This window comes from Nocardia sp. NPDC003999 (genome assembly GCF_053604885.1).
On the sequence record NZ_JBSGIB010000014.1, the window covers coordinates 51,225 to 67,382 of the forward strand.

General features: G+C 69.4%; 12 protein-coding genes. 5 read left to right on the forward strand and 7 right to left on the reverse strand.

The features are described from left to right. The first annotated feature begins 44 nt into the window (after positions 1-44). Together ACWESM_RS24785 and ACWESM_RS24790 are read left to right on the forward strand one after the other, a co-directional pair. The gene (locus ACWESM_RS24785) at positions 45-302 is read left to right on the forward strand and encodes a hypothetical protein (protein ID WP_452493845.1); all 258 of its coding nucleotides are present in this window, start codon (positions 45-47) and stop codon (positions 300-302) included. Then, positions 302-694: a DNA-binding protein gene (locus tag ACWESM_RS24790; RefSeq protein ID WP_452493846.1), complete on the forward strand. Its 393-nt coding sequence runs from the start codon at positions 302-304 to the stop codon at positions 692-694. The genes ACWESM_RS24785 and ACWESM_RS24790 overlap by 1 nt, the downstream gene beginning before the upstream one ends. 164 nt (positions 695-858) lie before the next feature. Here the strand turns inward: ACWESM_RS24790 and ACWESM_RS24795 are convergent, their stop codons facing one another. The 6 genes from ACWESM_RS24795 to ACWESM_RS24820 form a co-directional block, all read right to left on the reverse strand. Next, on the reverse strand, positions 859-4,620 hold the full coding sequence (locus ACWESM_RS24795) for a multifunctional oxoglutarate decarboxylase/oxoglutarate dehydrogenase thiamine pyrophosphate-binding subunit/dihydrolipoyllysine-residue succinyltransferase subunit (RefSeq protein WP_452493920.1): 3,762 nt from the start codon (positions 4,618-4,620) through the stop codon (positions 859-861). A gap of 175 nt (positions 4,621-4,795) precedes the next feature. Beyond that, positions 4,796-8,596: an ABC transporter ATP-binding protein gene (locus tag ACWESM_RS24800; protein WP_452493848.1), complete on the reverse strand. Its 3,801-nt coding sequence runs from the start codon at positions 8,594-8,596 to the stop codon at positions 4,796-4,798. Positions 8,597-8,647: 51 nt separating this feature from the next. After that, positions 8,648-9,430 carry an ABC transporter permease gene (locus tag ACWESM_RS24805; RefSeq protein ID WP_397280471.1) on the reverse strand — a complete coding sequence of 261 codons (783 nt, stop codon included), beginning with the start codon at positions 9,428-9,430 and terminating at the stop codon, positions 8,648-8,650. Next, positions 9,427-10,413, reverse strand: coding sequence for an ABC transporter ATP-binding protein (locus ACWESM_RS24810; protein WP_452493850.1), 987 nt, complete (start codon positions 10,411-10,413; stop codon positions 9,427-9,429). Before ACWESM_RS24810 ends, ACWESM_RS24805 begins: the two co-directional genes overlap by 4 nt. Then, the gene (locus ACWESM_RS24815; RefSeq protein ID WP_355077290.1) at positions 10,410-11,141 is read right to left on the reverse strand and encodes a hypothetical protein; all 732 of its coding nucleotides are present in this window, start codon (positions 11,139-11,141) and stop codon (positions 10,410-10,412) included. The genes ACWESM_RS24810 and ACWESM_RS24815 overlap by 4 nt, the downstream gene beginning before the upstream one ends. Before the next feature lie 138 nt (positions 11,142-11,279). Next, the gene (locus tag ACWESM_RS24820) at positions 11,280-12,305 is read right to left on the reverse strand and encodes a glutathione S-transferase family protein (protein ID WP_355077288.1); all 1,026 of its coding nucleotides are present in this window, start codon (positions 12,303-12,305) and stop codon (positions 11,280-11,282) included. Positions 12,306-12,343: 38 nt separating this feature from the next. On the opposite strand from ACWESM_RS24820, the gene ACWESM_RS24825 reads away from it, so the two are divergent. Next, positions 12,344-13,138 (forward strand): enoyl-CoA hydratase/isomerase family protein, encoded by a 795-nt coding sequence (locus tag ACWESM_RS24825; protein WP_364432651.1) that lies wholly within the window; start codon positions 12,344-12,346, stop codon positions 13,136-13,138. A 92-nt stretch (positions 13,139-13,230) separates the two neighbouring features. Continuing rightward, positions 13,231-14,466, forward strand: a complete 1,236-nt coding sequence (locus tag ACWESM_RS24830; protein ID WP_397280468.1) for a class I adenylate-forming enzyme family protein — start codon at positions 13,231-13,233, stop codon at positions 14,464-14,466. A 7-nt stretch (positions 14,467-14,473) separates the two neighbouring features. On the opposite strand, the gene ACWESM_RS24835 is transcribed toward ACWESM_RS24830, so the two are convergent. Beyond that, a complete protein-coding gene (locus ACWESM_RS24835; protein ID WP_355077283.1) occupies positions 14,474-15,220 on the reverse strand; it encodes a tyrosine-protein phosphatase in 747 nt (248 codons plus the stop codon). A 416-nt stretch (positions 15,221-15,636) separates the two neighbouring features. Between ACWESM_RS24835 and ACWESM_RS24840 the strand changes: the two genes are divergently transcribed. Next, the gene (locus tag ACWESM_RS24840; RefSeq protein WP_355077281.1) at positions 15,637-16,119 is read left to right on the forward strand and encodes a TetR family transcriptional regulator; all 483 of its coding nucleotides are present in this window, start codon (positions 15,637-15,639) and stop codon (positions 16,117-16,119) included. Positions 16,120-16,158 lie beyond the last annotated feature (39 nt).

Here is a 16,158-nt window from a genome sequence, read left to right on the forward strand (position 1 = left end):
GGTGCTCTGGCCGCACTGTTCCTACCCTTGGTAGCACTTAGGGCATGGGTGGTAGTAAGAAGTACTCGATCAGCCTCCCGGAGGAGCTCGCTGAGCAGGCTCGAGCCCATGTCGGCCCGGGCGGCTTCTCCGCCTATGTCGCCGAGGCGTTGGGGCAGCGTGTGGCGATGGACAAGTTGGGGGAGTTGGTGGCCGATTTCGAGAAGGACAACGAGCCGCTGACGCGGGCGGAAATCGATGAAGCCCGGGCGGAGTTGGGCTTCGAGCGGCGCCGTCGGGGTTCGCGCGGATCGACCGCCTGATGCCGGACGTACTGTTCCTCGATAGAGCGGGGCTGTCCATGCCGTATCGGAAGGACCGCCGCATGCCTGCCTGGGTGCGGGCCGCCAAAGAAGACGGCGTTCGAGTGGCGACCACGGCTATAATGACTGTGGAAGCCGACTACAGCAAAGTGCGTGCCGCCCGGATCGCGTGGACGCTGTCGCAGATCGATGTGCATGCCGTGACTCGAGAGTTGGCCGGCCGGGCCGCTGCACTATTGCGCGAGCACGGCCTTGGCGGACACAAGTACGCGATCGATGCCGTCCTTGCTGTGTCGGCCCGCTCTGTTCAGGGGCTGGCGACGGTGGTGACGTCGGACCCCGAAGAGATGGCGTTGCTATGTGACTCGGAGATCGAGATCATCAAGGTGTGAGGTTGTTCGAGCCGTGAGCACGATCTAGAGAACCAACGACGCTGTATCGCAGTCCTGGTGCAGAGATCTCGTTCGGGGTCCGCAACCGTCATCACCCTCAGATACGAAACCGGGCCGGGTCGCTCGAAGGATTGAGCGATCCGGCCCGGCGGCATTGCAGGCGACTAACTAGTCGGCTCGAACGCCTCCGCGATGATCTCCGCCTGCTCCACCGCGTGCACCTTGCTCGACCCCGAGGACGGGGCCGACATCGCGCGGCGGGAGATGCGGCGCAGTCGGGTGTTGGCGAAGCGGGGTGGGAGGGTTTCGGGGAGGTTGAGGCCGAAGAAGGGCCAGGCGCCCTGGTTGGCCGGTTCTTCCTGGACCCAGGCCAGGTCGGTGGCGTTGGGGTAGCCCTCGAGGGCCTCGTTGAGGCGGCGGACGGGCAGCGGGTAGAGCTGCTCGATCCGGACGATGGCGACGTCTTCGCGCTTCTGCTTGGCCTTTTCGGCGGCGAGTTCGTAGTAGAGCTTGCCGCTGGTCATCAGGACGCGCTTGACCTTGCTGCGGTCGCCGATGCCCTGCTCGTAGCCCGGTTCGTCGAAGACCGAGCGGAACTTGCTCTCGGTGAAGTCCTTGAGGTCGGAGACCACGGCCTTGTTGCGCAGCATCGACTTCGGGGTGAAGACGATCAGCGGGCGGCGGATGCCGTCGAGTGCGTGGCGGCGCAGCAGGTGGAAGTAGTTGGCCGGGGTGGACGGCACCGCGACGGTCATCGAGCCTTCCGCGCACAGTTGCAGGAAGCGTTCGATGCGGCCGGAGGTGTGGTCCGGGCCCTGGCCCTCGTGGCCGTGCGGCAGCAGCAGCACGACGTCGGAGAGCTGGCCCCACTTGGCCTCACCGGAGGAGATGAACTCGTCGATGATCGACTGCGCGCCGTTGACGAAGTCACCGAACTGCGCTTCCCACAACACCAGCGCGTTGGGGTTGCCCAGCGAGTAGCCGTATTCGAAACCGACGGCGGCGTATTCGCTCAGCGCCGAGTCGTGCACGGCGAACCAGCCCGGGTTCTCGCTGCCGATGTTGTGCAGCGGGGTGTACTCCTCGGCGGTCTTGCGGTCGATGATCACCGCGTGGCGCTGGGTGAACGTGCCGCGGCGGGAGTCCTGACCGGTCAGGCGCACCGCGCGACCCTCGTCGATCAGCGTGCCGAAGGCGAGCAGCTCGGCGAAGGCCCAGTCGACCTTGCCCTCGTAGGCCATCTCGCGGCGCTTCTCCAGCACCGGCTTGACGCGCGGGTGCACGTTGAAGCCGTCGGGCACGTTGAGGAACGCGTCGCCGATGCGCTGCAGGATCGACTTGTCCACGGCCGTCACGACGGACGCGGGCACCGGCTGGTCGCCCTCGACCGACTCGCTCGGCTCCGGCGAATACTTCTCCAGCTCGCGGACCTCGTTGAACACCCGCTCCAGCTGGCCCTGGTAGTCGCGCAGGGCGTCCTCGGCCTCTTTCAGCGAGATGTCGCCGCGGCCGATCAGGCTCTCGGTGTACGCCTTGCGGACCGAGCGCTTGGTGTCGATGACGTCGTACATGTACGGCTGGGTCATCGACGGGTCGTCGCCCTCGTTGTGGCCGCGACGGCGGTAGCAGATCATGTCGATGACGACGTCCTTGCGGAACTTCTGCCGGAAGTCGACCGCAAGGCGGGCCACCCAGTCGCACGCCTCCGGGTCGTCGCCGTTGACGTGGAAGATCGGCGCGCCGATGAACTTCGCGATGTCGGTGGAGTACTCGGTGGAGCGGCTGTTCTCCGGAGCGGTGGTGAAGCCGATCTGGTTGTTCACCACGATGTGGATGGTGCCGCCGACCCGGTAGCCGCGCAGACCCGACAGGTTCAGCGTCTCGGCGACCACGCCCTGACCGGCGAACGCGGCGTCACCGTGCAGCATCAGCGGCACGACCGAGAAGCCCTCCGGGCCGTCGCCCTTGTCCAGCAGGTCCTGCTTGGCGCGCGCCAGGCCCTCGAGGACCGGGTCGACCGCCTCCAGGTGCGAGGGGTTCGCGGTGAGCGAGACCTCGATCTCGTTGTCGCCGAACATCTGCAGGTAGGTGCCCTGCGCGCCGAGGTGGTACTTCACGTCGCCGGAGCCGTGGGTGGCGGCCGGGTTCATGTTGCCCTCGAACTCGGTGAAGATCTTCGAGTAGGGCTTGCCCACGATGTTGGCCAGCACGTTGAGCCTGCCGCGGTGCGGCATGCCGATGATGACCTCGTCGAGGCTGTGCTCGGCGCACTGGTCGATCACCGCGTCCATCATCGGGATGACGGCCTCGGCGCCCTCCAGCGAGAAGCGCTTCTGCCCGACGTACTTGGTCTGCAGGAAGGTCTCGAACGCCTCGGCCGCGTTCAGCCGGTTCAGGATGTACTTCTGCTGCGCGACCGTCGGTTTCGCGTGCTTCTGCTCGACCCGATCCTGGATCCACTGCAACTGCTCGGGCTCGAGGATGTGGGTGTACTCCACGCCGACGTGGCGGACGTAGGCGTCGCGCAGGACGGACAGCACGTCGCGCAGCTTCATCTGGTCCTGGCCGTGGAAGCCCGCCACGTTGAACGTGCGGTCCAGGTCCCACAGGGTCAGGCCGTGCTGGGTGACGTCCAGGTCCGGGTGGCTGCGGAACTTGTCCTTCACCAGCCGCAGGGGATCGGTGTCGGCCATCAGGTGGCCGCGGTTGCGGTAGGCGGCGATCATCTCCAGCACGCGGGCGCTCTTGTCGACAGCGCGCTCGCGGATGTCCTTGCGCCAGCGGATCGGCTCGTACGGCACACCGAGACCGTGGAAGATCTCGTCGTAGAACTCGTCGGCGATCAGCAGTTGGTGGATGGTGCGCAGGAAATCACCGGACTCCGCGCCCTGGATGATGCGGTGGTCGTAGGTGGAGGTGAGCGTCATCAGCTTGCCGACGCCCAGATCGGCGATGCGCTCGTCGCTCATGCCCTGGAACTCGGCGGGGTACTCCATCGCGCCCGCGCCGATGATCGCGCCCTGGCCGTTCATCAGGCGGGGCACCGAGTGCACGGTGCCGATGGTGCCCGGGTTGGTCAGCGAGATGGTGACGCCGGAGAAATCCTCCGCGGTGAGCTTGCCGTCGCGGGCGCGGCGGACGATGTCCTCGTAGGCGGTGTGGAACTGCCCGAAGGTCATCGCCTCGCAGCCTTTGATGGCCGCGACGACCAGCGATCGGCTGCCGTCCTTGCCGGGCAGGTCGATGGCGAGGCCGAGGTTGGTGTGCGCGGGGGTGACCGCGTTCGGCTTGCCGTCGATCTCGGCGTAGTGCCGGTTCATGTTCGGGAACGCTTTGACCGCCTGCACGATGGCGTAACCGAGCAGGTGGGTGAAGGAGATCTTCCCGCCCCTGGTGCGGGCGAGGTGGTTGTTGATGACCAAGCGGTTGTCGATCATCAACTTGGCCGGGATGGCGCGCACGCTCGTCGCGGTGGGGATGCTCAGCGAGGCGGACATGTTCTTCGCCACCGCGGCGGCGGCGCCGCGCAGCACCTTGGACTCGTCGGCGGCGGTGTCGGCCTGCTTCGGGCCGGAGGTCGGCGCGGCGTTCGAAGTCGGCGCCGGGGTGGTCTGCGGTGTGCGTGTCGTCACAGCGGCGGGCTTGGCAGCGGCCGGTGCGGGCTTGGCGGCAGCCGGTGCGGGCTTGGCGGCGGCCGGGGCGGGTGCTTTCGGGGCCGCGGGGGCGGCGGCAGGCTTGGCGTCGTTGCGCGTGGCGGTGGCGGGCTTGGTGGCCGCCGGAGCCGGTGCGGGAGCGGCAGCTTGCGCGGTCGCGGGGGCGGGCTGGCTGTTGCCGGTGTCGCCACTCGCGTCAGGCGTGTAGTCGGCCAGGAACTCGTGCCAGCTCTCGTCGACCGATGATGGATCTTGTTTGAACTTCTGATACATCTCGTCGACTAGCCACTGGTTCTGTCCGAACTGGGATGTTGAGCTGCTCACAGCAGGTGTTCGCCTCATTTCGTTCTTCGCGCTGCGACGTTTGTGACGTGCCCGGCACGGGGATCAGCGGATTGCGCGCCGATGCGCCCTATCTGAGGATAGGCCCAGCAGCAAATCGGCCGATTCACTGACCACCCGACACCCCCGACCCTATTGGTGATGACCCGGCGTCACCCGAGAATATTCCCTCCGACGCCTGTGCCGCTGCCCAGAGCCGGGCATATGGCCCACCTGCGGCGAGCAGCTCCGTATGCTCGCCGAATTCCACGATCCGCCCGTGGTCGACGACCGCGATCCGGTCGGCGCGCGCGGCGGTGCCGAGCCGGTGCGCGACGATCACCGTGGTGCGGTCCCGGCTCAGCGATCTGCTCGCTGCCAGCACCGATGCCTCGGCGTCCGGGTCGAGCGTCGCGGTGGCCTCGTCGAGCAGCAGCAAGTCCGGAGCGACCAGTTCGGCACGGGCCAGCGCGATCAGCTGCCGCTGCCCGGCCGACAGGCCCCGGCCGCGCTCGCCGACGGGTTGTTTCATGCCGAGCGGGAGGCCGGCGATCATCTCCGTCGCGCCCACCGCCGCAGCCGCCGCGGCGATCTCGTCGGGGGTCGCGAATGGTTTCCCGAATGCAATGTTGCTCGCCACGTCGCCGGTGAACAGGTGAGCTTCTTGGGGGACGATGCCCAGCCGCGAGCGGTAGTCGGCGAGGCGATAGTCGCGCACGTCGACGCCGTCCACCCTGATCGCGTCGGGAGCGTGTCCTTCGGCTGCTGCGGCGGGCACTCGCGTGCGCTCGCCGGAATCCGGGCGCAGGTCGTACAGCCGCGCGAGCAACTTGACGACGGTCGACTTGCCCGCGCCGGTCGGGCCGACGAGAGCAAGGCTGGAACCCGCCGGAATGCGCAGCGACACACCGTCCAGCGCGGGAACACGACTTCCCGGGTAGTGGAAACGGACGTCGTCGAACGCCACGTCACCCCGCAGCGCGGATCCGATGGTCACCGGGTCGGCCGGGTCGGCGGCGATCGAGGAGGGGGTGCGCAGCAGGTCACCGATCCGGCGCAGCCCGACCCTGGCCTGCTGGTAATTGTCGAACACCTGGGACAGCTGCAGGATCGGCACGAACAGCAGCTCCAGATACAGCACGAACGCGACCAGCGTGCCGGCGCTGGTCGCACCGGTGGCGACCTCGCGCGCACCGAAGAACACCACCGCAGCCAGCGCCACGTCCGCCCATCCGACGACGAACGCGAAGTACAGCGCGATCGCCCGCTGCGCCCGCAACCGGCTGTTGCGGTAGCGCTGCGAGTACTCGGCGAAGCGGCGGGCGGCGCGCGGCTCGTGCCGGTTCGCCTGCACCGCGCGCAAGCCCGTGACGTTCTCCTGGAAGTCGGCGTTGACCGCCGACACGTGCTCGCGCGACACGGTGTAGGCGGCGGAGGACACCCGCCGGAACAGCACCGTCGCTATCGCGAGGGCGGGCACCGTCGCCAGCACGACCAGAGCCAGCGATACGTCGATGACCAGCAGCGCGACCGTGATGCCGACCAGCGTCAGCAGCCCGACCAGACTGGTGGCCACGCCGGTCTGCAGGAAGGTCGACAGCGCGTCGACGTCGGTGGTCATCCGCGTCATGATCCGCCCGGACAGTTCGCGCTCGTAGTAGTCCAGGCCGAGTCGTTGCAGGTGTGCGAAGCTGCGCACCCGCAGGGCGAACAGCACGCGTTCCCCGGTGCGCGCGGTGAGCAGCGTGGTGGCCGCGCCGACCGCCAACCCCGCCGCGGCCAGTACCGCGCCGAGCAGTGTCGCTCGGACGAGTGCTCCGGCGTCGTCGCCGAGCACGCCGCCGTCGATCGCGTAGCGCACCAGCGGCGGGAACGCGATGGCGATCGCCGCGTCCACGGCCAGCAGCGCCATCACGGTCAGCACCAGCCCGCGGACGGGACGCAGCAGGCGGGTGAGCCGGAAACCGGGATCCGGCTCGCGAATGCGTTCGCTGTCCGCGTCCGGCTGCTCGGTGGCAGGTGGCAGCCGCTCGATGGTCCGGCGCAGCTCGGGCGTCTCGCTGATGTCGGCCGCCGCCGCACCGAAGCGACGGCCGGCGGATCCGTCGCCGACTCGCCTGCCCGTGGCCGAACTCGCGTCCGGCTCGGGAGCGGGGTGCCCGGCGGGCGCGGGCAGCCGGATCACGCGATCGGCGTGGGCGAGCGTCGACTCCCGGTGCGCGAGGATGAGTGTGGTCCGTCCGCCCTGATCGGGCAGCGCGTCGAAGATCGCCGCCTCGGTCACCGCGTCCACCGCGGAAGTGGCGTCGTCGAGCACCAGGATGCGTGGACGGGCCAGCAGCGTCCTGGCCAGCGCGATCCGCTGACGCTGGCCGCCGGAGAGGGTGAGGCCGCGCTCGCCGACCACCGTGTCGTAGCCGTCGGGTAGCTCGGCGATGAATTCGTCCGCCGCGGCCTGGACGGCCGCCTGCCTGATCTCCTCGTCGGTGGCGTCCGGTCGCCCGAGCGCGATATTGGCCGCGATGGTGTCGGAGAACAGGAACGGATCGTCGAAGACGACGCCGATGGCGGCGCGCAGGTCGGCGGCGCGCACGTCGGCGATGTCGACGGCCTCGCCGATTCGGGTCCCGGCTCGCGAAGTCGGGGCTTTGATCGCGTCGACCGCGCCCGCGTGCGGCGCGGTGGGGTCGGTGAACAGCCGGATACGGCCCGCGTCCGGCGCGTAGAAGCGCGGAAGCAGCAGAGCGAGTGTCGACTTGCCCGAGCCCGCCGGACCGATGACCGCCACCGTCTCGCCGGGCCGCACGCGCAGATCCAGTTCGCGCAGCACCGGCCGCTCGGGATCGAAGCCGAAACTCAGCGCATCGAGCTCGATGCCGAGTGGGCCGTCCGGCAGCTCGACCGGGCGTTCGGGATCGGCGATGACCGGGGCGGTGTCGATCACTTGGAAGACCCGCTCGGCCGCCGCCCTGGTGAGCTGCGCCATGACGATCACCGAGGAGAGAATGCGCGCGGTGCCGGTCATGACGGCGACGTAGGCGGCGAACGCGACGAAGGTGCCGATGCCGATGCTGCCGTGCAGCGCGAGCAGTCCGCCGAGCGCGATGACCGCGACCATCCCGAGCTGCGGGATCGCCGCGACGGTCGGCGCGAAGCGCGCGTCGATCCGTGCGGCGCGCATCCGCTCCGCGAACAGCTTGCGACCGTGCCGCTCCAGCAGGTCGACCATCCGCGCTTCCTGGCCGAAGCCTTTGACCACCCGTACCCCGGTGACCGTCTCCTCGACGTGCTGGGCCAGATCGGCGGCACGCTGCTGCGCGGACCAGGTCGCCGCGTGCAGGCGCGGCCGCATGCGGTAGACCACCAGGCCGACCGCGGGCACCACGAGCAACGCGACGGCGGCCAGCGGCGGGGAGAGCCAGAGCATGACCGCGGCGGCGAGCCCGAATTCCAGCAGCGCCATGCCCGACAGCGGCACCATGGCCAGCAGTCCTTGGACGAGCTGTAGATCGGTGATCGATCGCGACACCACTTGGCCGGTGCGCAGGGTGTCCTGACCGACGCCGTCGAGCCGCTGCAGTGCGCCGAGCAGCTGCACCCGCAGGGTGTGCTGCACGTCCAGCGACAGCCGCCCGGCCAGCCAGCGCCGTCCGAATCCGGCCCCGGACCGGCTCACGGCCACTACCAGGATCAGCCCGGCGACCACGCTGATCGCCGCCGTGTCACCGATCCCGGCCGCGTCGACGGCCCGCTTGGTCAGCAGCGGACCCGCTGTCTCGACGATCGCCCCGCCGAGTACCGCGGCGGCGAGGCCGCCCAGCACCGCGCGGTGCGGTAGGCATTCGGCCCACAGCCTCCGTATCCAGCCCGGACTGCATCCCCCGTCCACGTCGTTCGCCCGTCCCCTTCGTCGTACCGCGTTCGTCATCGACGGTACCGACACCGGCCGACAAGTCGTTGTTCCCGGCGGGTCCTCGGATCACAGATCGCGGGTGCGCAGATTCCACCAGCTCGCGGCGCCCAGGCCGATGGTCCACAGCAGCAGGACCACCACGGCGGCCGGAGTAGGGGCGAGAAAGTCGCTGTCGGGATAGGAACCGACCGCCACGGTGCCGACGGTGGCGGAGACGGGCAGCAGGGTGACCACGCCCGGAATGCCGAGACCGCGCGCGGTCAGCCAGATCAAAGGCTCGGCGACGACACTCCAACCGAGCAGCAGCGCCGCCGCCTTGGTCGAGGACCGCAGCAGGATGCCCGCGCTCGCGCCGATCAACGACCAGCAGACCGCGGCGAGCAGCCCGCCGCCGAGCACCGCGAAGAACTCCCCGGTGACCGGGACCTTGCCGCGCCCCACGCCGAACAGCGCGCCGGCCGACACCAGTTCCACCGCCAGCGCCGCGGCCAGCGCGCAGCCTCCGATGACCAGGAACTTCGCGGCGGCGAGCCGGTCGCGGTCAGGGCTGAACAGCGTGGTCACGGCCATGCTGCGGTACTGGTACTCCGCGCCGGTCGCCAGCGCGCCGAAGACCGCCGCCGCCAGCACGACGAAGGCGAGGCCGAAGTAGAGCCCGATCGTCGCGGCGCCGGTGGCGGGCTGGCCGCGCGGATCCGGCGGCCCGGCCAGGCTCGCCGACGCGACGCTCGCCAGCAGCGCCACGACGATCGGCGCTGCGGCGAGCGTCCGGCCGCGCGGCATGGTGACGACCTTGCGCACCTCGGAGTTGACGTTCGGCACCAGGTCCGTGGGCAGGATGGCGATCATCGTGGGATCCCGTAGGGCGTCGGCGAGGGTGGCTGGGCGGGCGCGGAGAGGCCCGGGTAGTGCGGCGCGGGCGTGGCGGTGGGTCTGGTCAGCGACGCGAGCACGCGGTCGGGGTGGATCGGGTCGGGCACGATGCTATCGATCCGCACCTGCGCCGCGGTGGCCGCCGTCCTGATCTGCGCTTCGCTCGCCTCGGCGACGGCGAGGCGGCCGTCCGGCCGGATCACCGCGTCCGTGAATCCTTGTGCCGCAAGCGTGGTGGCCAGCGCGATGGGGGTGGACGCGGCGACGACCAGCCGGTCCGGATGCCCGCGCCGCAAGCGCGCCGGAGTGCCCTGGTACACCACCGTGCCCTCGCTCAGCACGACCAGTTGGTCCGCGGCGGGCAACACCGCGCCGAGACTCTCGCTGGTCAGCAGTACACTGCCGCCGCGCCGGGCGTGCTTGCGCAGGAAGTCGTGCAGCCAGCCGCGTTCGGCGGGGTCGAGTCCGTCCATCGGCTCGTCCAGCACCAGCAGCGGGGGGTCACCGAGCAGCGCGGTGGCCAGGGCCAGCCTGGTCTGCTGCCCGATCGACAGGGCGCCGATCTTCGTCCTGGCGTGTTCGTCCAGTCCGACCAGCTCGAGCACTTCGGTCACCCGGCTGTCGACGACGTTCGCCGCGGCCGCGTAGACCCACAGGTGTTCGCGCGCGGTGCGGGCCGGATGCAGTCCGCGCGGCGCGAGGACGCCGCCGAGCACGTTCGCGGAGCCCGCGGTGTTTCCCCGGGAACCGGGCCCGCCGACGGACGCCGTTCCCGAGGTGGGAGCGAGCAGGCCGAGCAGCACCCGCAAGATAGTGGTCTTGCCCGCGCCGCGCGGGCCCACCAGTGCGGCGATGGTGCCGGAGGGCACGGTGAAGCTGACGTCCGTCACGGCGGTCGCCAGCTCGTACTGCTTGGTCAGTCCCCGGACCGCGAACGCGATCGGCCGCGTCCCGCTCATCGCGGAGTGGCCGGAGGTCGCGGCTTCGCCGGGTCGATCGCGGTGAGCGGATCGGCCTCGATGACCAAATGGCGGTCGACCGGCCAGGTGGTGGGCGGCGGCCCGAATGCCTTGCGCGCGTTGGTGATCGTGGCCTTGCCGAGGGCGCGGTTGCCCGCGCCGCCGATCACCGCGCCGATGCCTGCGGGCAGTACCTTGCCCGCCATCAGCGCCGCGCGCTTGGTGATGAACCGGATGATGAACCGCTTCAGCAGCGAATCGTTCATGCTCGACAATCCGGGGATGCGGTTGGCGAAGGCCGAGCCCCAGTTCTTCGCGGAGGTGCCGACGCTCTTCTGCACGATCTGCATGCCGCTCTCACCCAGCACGACCGCCAGCACGAGCGCCCTGCGTTGCTCCTGGTCTTCCGGCGTGATGCCGTGCACCGAGGCCACCGCGAGGGTGAACACCGCCGACGCCTCCATGAAGAAGGTGGTCTCCGCGCTCACCGCGGCGATGGCCGCGACGGTGCCGACGCCGGGGAAGGCTGCGGTCGCGCCGACCGCGCTGCCGCTGCCGGTCACCGCGAGCAGGTACTGCTTCTCCAGTCGGTCGACGATCTGTGCTGGGCTCTCACCAGGGTGGGAGCGGCGAATGCGGTCCACGTACTTGGCGACCGCGGGGGCCTGCAGGCGGGACCCGGTGTCGAGCAGTTCGACCACCGTCTTCTCGAACGCGCCTTTGAGCATCGGCGGCATCCTCCTCTTCCGGTCTGCTGGGTAGAACTGTATGGCACCGGTTGCCGTCAGCTCGTCATGACAACGAAGTACCCAGCCGCATCGGTTCCACCGGCGGCTGCCTCGCTTTCGACCCGGGCGGGTGCGTCCTTACGCGGAAGTGTGGATCGCGGGCACGCGTTCGCCCGATGCCGGCGGGGGAGGTGGGGTTCCGTCGCCGAACGGCCTGCCGCCGAGAGCCTCTCGGCCGTGCGGGGTCAGCCAGTTCGCCAGGTCGGGGCCCTTGGGGATGATCCCGGTCGGGTTGATGTCCCGGTGCACCACGTAGTAATGCCGCTTGATCTGCCCGAAGTCGATCGTGTCGCCGAAGCCCGGGGTCTGGAACAGGTCGCGCGTGTACGCCCACAGCACCGGCATCTCGGCGAGCTTGGTCCGGTTGCACTTGAAGTGCCCGTGGTAGACCGCGTCGAAGCGGGCCAGCGTGGTGAACAGCCGGACGTCGGCCTCGGTGATCGTGTCGCCGACCAGATACCGTTGTGCGGCAAGGCGTTCGGAGAGCCAGTCCAGCCGCGCGAAGAGCCGGTCGTAGGCGGCGTCGTAGGCGTCCTGCGTACCGGCGAACCCGCAGCGGTAGACGCCGTTGTTGACGTCGCGGAAAACGGCGAGGTTCACCTCGTCGATCTCCGCGCGCAGCGGCTCCGGGTACAGCTGCGGCGCGCCGGGCCGGTGGTGCGCGGTCCACTCGGTGGAGAAGTCGAGGGTGATCTGCGCGTAGTCGTTGGTGACCACCTGGCCGGTCGGCACGTCCACGATGGCGGGCACCGTGATGCCACGCGGGTAGTCCGGGAACCTGGCCAGGTAGGCGTCGCGCAGCCGCGGGATGCCGAGCACCGGATCGACACCACCGGGGTCCAGATCGAAGGTCCAGCTCAGCTTGTCGTGCGTGGGTCCGCACAAGCCGAGCGAGAGCACCGGCTCCAGTCCGAGCAGGCGGCGCACGATCAGCGTTCGATTGGCCCACGGGCAGGCTCGCGCCGCGACGAGCCGGTAGCGCCCCGGCTCGACCGGGTAACCGTCGCGGCCGTCGGCCGTGATCCGGGTGGTGATGTAGTTCGTGTCGCGTTTGAACTCGCCGGGCTCGACGTAGGAACCGGTTTTGCTGGCCGACTTGGTCACATCGACAGTCTTCCAGATCGACCTCGTACGCTGACCGGATGAGTGAAACGAAGGCCACCCGTCTGGAACGAGACGTCACCGACGGCGGAGCGGAGGTGGCGACCCTCACGCTCGCCCATCCGCCGCTCAACCTCTTCGACCGGTCGATGCTGGACGCGCTGGTCGAGGACATCGCCGAGCTGTCGGCGCGGCCGCCGCGCGCGGTGCTGCTGCGCGCCGAGGGCAAAGTGGTCTCCGGCGGCGTCGACGTGCACGTCTTCGACGGCCTGACGCCCGAACAGGGCGCCGAGTTGTGGCGCACCCTGTTCGCGCAGATCATCCATCCGCTGGAGGCGCTGCCGTGCCCGGTGGTGTTCGCCGCGCACGGGTTGACCCTGACCGCCGCCTTCGAGATCGCCCTCGCCTGCGACATCCTGCTCGCGGCGCCGAAGGCGAAGTTCGGGCTGGTGGAGATCGTGGTCGGGCTGACCCCCTCCATGGGCGGCCCGCAGCGTCTCGCCGAGCGCGCGGGCTCGGGGCGGGCCCGCGAGTTCGTGATGACCGGCGACCTCTACGACGCGGCGACCATGGCCGAGTGGGGCGTGGTCAACGCCGTGCACGAAGACCTCGACACCGCGGCGCGCGCGCTGACCCACCGGCTGGCCGATGGCCCGACGAAGGCCAACGCGGCGACCAAGAAGATCATCGAGGCCTGGCGTTCCGGCGGTGTGGCACATGCGGATTCGGTGACGCCGGAGGTGTCCGGCGAGCTGTTCGGCACCGAGGATCTGCGGGGCGGCGTGCGCAGTTTCCTCGAGCAGGGTCCGGGGAAGGCGCGCTACGCGGGCCGGTGACAGCTAGGACACGTTCATCGCCTATTCCAGCGAAGTTGTGACATGCGTCATATAGTCGCAGTGCCTGATAACTCGAGGCACGCGGAGGACGAATGTCGCAGTTGCTCGTCGAATATCCCCTCACCGGCCCGCACGTCTGGGACAACCCGCTAGCTCGGGGCGCCGACGGGGTGCTGCGCTACGGAAACCTCACGCCCGCGCTCACCGAATTACTCGATCTTCAGGTGCACGCGTTCGGGAGCCGCGAAGCCGTGGTGGAAGTCGGCGGCCCGCGCCTGACCTACCGGGAGCTGTGGCACTCCGCTTCCCGCATCGCGGGCGGCTTGCAGGAGCACGGCATCGGATACGGGGACCGAGTCGCCGTCCACCTGCCCACCGGCGCTCGATGGGTGCAGGCATTCCTCGGCGCACTGCTCAGCGGAGCGGTACCGGTACTGGTGCACGACGGGCTCCCGGAGTCGGTGGCCGAGCGCGTGATCGCCGACAGCCGTGCCGATTTCGTGCTCGGCGGCAAGGGCGCCGAGACCGAGCTGCCCGACGGCGCCGCCTTTATCGATGACGGCGCGGCACTGGGCGACCTGGCGCTGCTGTGCTACACGAGCGGAACGTGCACGCCCAAGGGCGTGGAACTGACCAACGAGAACCTGCTGTCGGCCGTGCGTTCGGTGGTCGCGGCGCTGGACCTGCCGACCGACGGCCTGCGCAACCTGGTGCTGTTGCCGTTGGCGCACGCGGGCGGCTGTGTCGATCAGCTGTTGCCGACCTTCGCCGTCGGCGGCACCGTGGTGCTCACCCGGGACACCCGAGGCATGGCCGAAGCCGTCACCGCCGAGCGCGTCGACATGGTCTCCGCGACGCCGCGGATCTTCGCGGGCCTGCTGCCCCGGCTCGCGGAACTGCGCTCCGACGGGTTGCGCACCGAGGGCATCGCGCGGATCAGTAAAGCCGGTCATCGCGCCGCGTCTCCGGCCGCCCTCGCGGCCGAACTGCGCGGCGTGTTCCCCGCCGCCAGGCAGTGGTCGGTGTGGGGCGCGACCGAGACCAGCGGCATCGGCCTCGCGGTGGACGACGCCGAGCGAGCGGACTCGTCCGAAGCCGCCGCGGTACTCGGTTTCCCGTTCGGCGGAACGGAATTGGCGCTGTGGGGCCCGCGGGCGACGGCGGGGCGCGGCGAACTGCTGTGCCGAGGGCCGAATGTCACCCCGCGCTACTGGGACGACCCGACCACGACCGCGGCGCGGTTCACCGGGACCTGGTTCCACACCGGCGATCAGGTGACGATCGACGAAGACGGCTTGGTGCGCAGGGAACCGGTGCCCGTCGAGTGACCCTGTCTCACTCCAGCATTCGCTCGCGCAGCCGCCCGAGCAGGTCGGGCGTCAGTCCGATCGTCGCGAGATAGCCGTCCAGGCCGCCGTGCAACTCGCGCATCGAGGCGGTGGCGATGTCCAGGTATTCCTCCCGCACGCCGAGCAGGTCGATGGAGAGTTCCTCACCGCCGAGCAGCTTCGCCGTCATGAGCGCGCGCAGCGCCGGGACGGCTCCGTTGCTGAGCAGGTAGTCGGCCTGCACGTCGGTCTCTGTGACGCCGACCGCGCGCAGCAGCGTGGCGACGGCCCACCCGGTGCGATCCTTACCCGCCGCGCAGTGCACCAGCACGGCGCCGTCGCCGCGCAGGACGGACTCGGCGAGGGACGCGATGGCGGCATGCGCCTCGGGAAGTGCCGGGAACATCCGGTAGACCTCGAGCATGTGCGTGTAGGCGGTCTGCGCGGTCGCCTCGTGTGGCGGCGCCTCGGCCATGCGCGAGTCGAACGGGGTGATGCTCAGCCGGACGTCCGCGGGCAGCCGGTCGGCGCCGATGTGGTCGATCTCGCGCTGTCCGCGCAGGTCGTGGACGGCGCTGACGCCCAGGTCGCGCAGCGCGGCGTGGCCCGCGTCGTCGAGTCCGCTCAGTTGCGCCGAGCGCAGCAGGACGCCGGGACGGACCTTGGCGCCGTCGTCGGTGCGCAGCCCGCCGGTGTCTCGGAAATTGAACGTGCCGGAGAGGAAGTACTGGTCGGCGGGGGGCGAGAGAGTCACCGATCCAGGCTATCCGCAGCGCGGAACGAACAGGTGTCGGTAGCGGATCGAACCTCCCACGATAAGCTGACCGTTTTGAGAGGTTCCACTGTGGGATTCGCCACAGGATTTGGGCTGCTCGGCACCAGGACCGTACCGTTGTCAACGGTCTGCCGAGTGGCCGAGCACCGCCGAGATCCACCGTCATAGCGCGATTTCCGGGTGACACGGCCTGATCGCATACCGATCGCGGTTGGGTAACAAAACATTCTTTCAGTCTGGAATTACCCATCGAACCCGTTCTCAAACCCCGGAAACGCTCTACCATTGGTGAATGTTGGACCGGGCAGCTCAGGTGTTTCCCGATGTTGTCCGCCCTGTTCAGCGAGTCGCGCCGACGCAGGTGCGTGAGTTCTTTCGCCGAGAGGGAGTCGTCGTTGAGCGCACGTGGAGAAGTGATAACAGAAATCCGGCTACGACCTGCCGTCATCGAGGCGGTCGAAGCGGCGGCGGCCACGGTCGACTACAAAGGCCTCCGTGCGCTGCGCGTGCTGCTGCACGCGGGAGTCAGCGCCTACTGGCCGCTGGTCAAGGCCACGCCGGAGAGGCAGATCAGGTCGTATGAGATGACCCTGCAGGCGCTGCGCGCCCGCTGGGCGGTCAAGGCCGACTGCTTCCCCGATCCGATCGCCACGGAGTTCTACCAGGAGAAGGACGCGGAAGTCACCGCGTTCCTGGAGATGTGTGCCGAGTTGTCCGGAACCCAGTGGCTGGAGCCGGTGGAGGCGATCGCCTGCAATGTCGTGTCGATCGTGCAGGGCACGGTGCTGCGCTGGCTGGCCGACTGCAACGACGAGACCATGCTGGTGGTGCTCGACGAGATGGTCAGCGGGCTGGCCGCCAAGGCCGCGGAGCTCTGACAAATACTGGACGTTTGACCAACTTGGTGGTTGAGTTGT

What these genes read in the sequence shown, in the direction of transcription:
- ACWESM_RS24805 (WP_397280471.1), bottom strand. Translation starts at nt 9,430, where the DNA reads ATGATCGCCATCCTGCCCACGGACCTGGTGCCGAACGTCAACTCCGAG.
- ACWESM_RS24825 (WP_364432651.1), top strand. Translation starts at nt 12,344, where the DNA reads ATGAGTGAAACGAAGGCCACCCGTCTGGAACGAGACGTCACCGACGGC.
- ACWESM_RS24790 (WP_452493846.1), top strand. Translation starts at nt 302, where the DNA reads ATGCCGGACGTACTGTTCCTCGATAGAGCGGGGCTGTCCATGCCGTAT.
- ACWESM_RS24830 (WP_397280468.1), top strand. Translation starts at nt 13,231, where the DNA reads ATGTCGCAGTTGCTCGTCGAATATCCCCTCACCGGCCCGCACGTCTGG.
- ACWESM_RS24795 (WP_452493920.1), bottom strand. Translation starts at nt 4,620, where the DNA reads ATGTATCAGAAGTTCAAACAAGATCCATCATCGGTCGACGAGAGCTGG.
- ACWESM_RS24815 (WP_355077290.1), bottom strand. Translation starts at nt 11,141, where the DNA reads ATGCTCAAAGGCGCGTTCGAGAAGACGGTGGTCGAACTGCTCGACACC.
- ACWESM_RS24785 (WP_452493845.1), top strand. Translation starts at nt 45, where the DNA reads ATGGGTGGTAGTAAGAAGTACTCGATCAGCCTCCCGGAGGAGCTCGCT.
- ACWESM_RS24810 (WP_452493850.1), bottom strand. Translation starts at nt 10,413, where the DNA reads ATGAGCGGGACGCGGCCGATCGCGTTCGCGGTCCGGGGACTGACCAAG.
- ACWESM_RS24800 (WP_452493848.1), bottom strand. Translation starts at nt 8,596, where the DNA reads ATGACGAACGCGGTACGACGAAGGGGACGGGCGAACGACGTGGACGGG.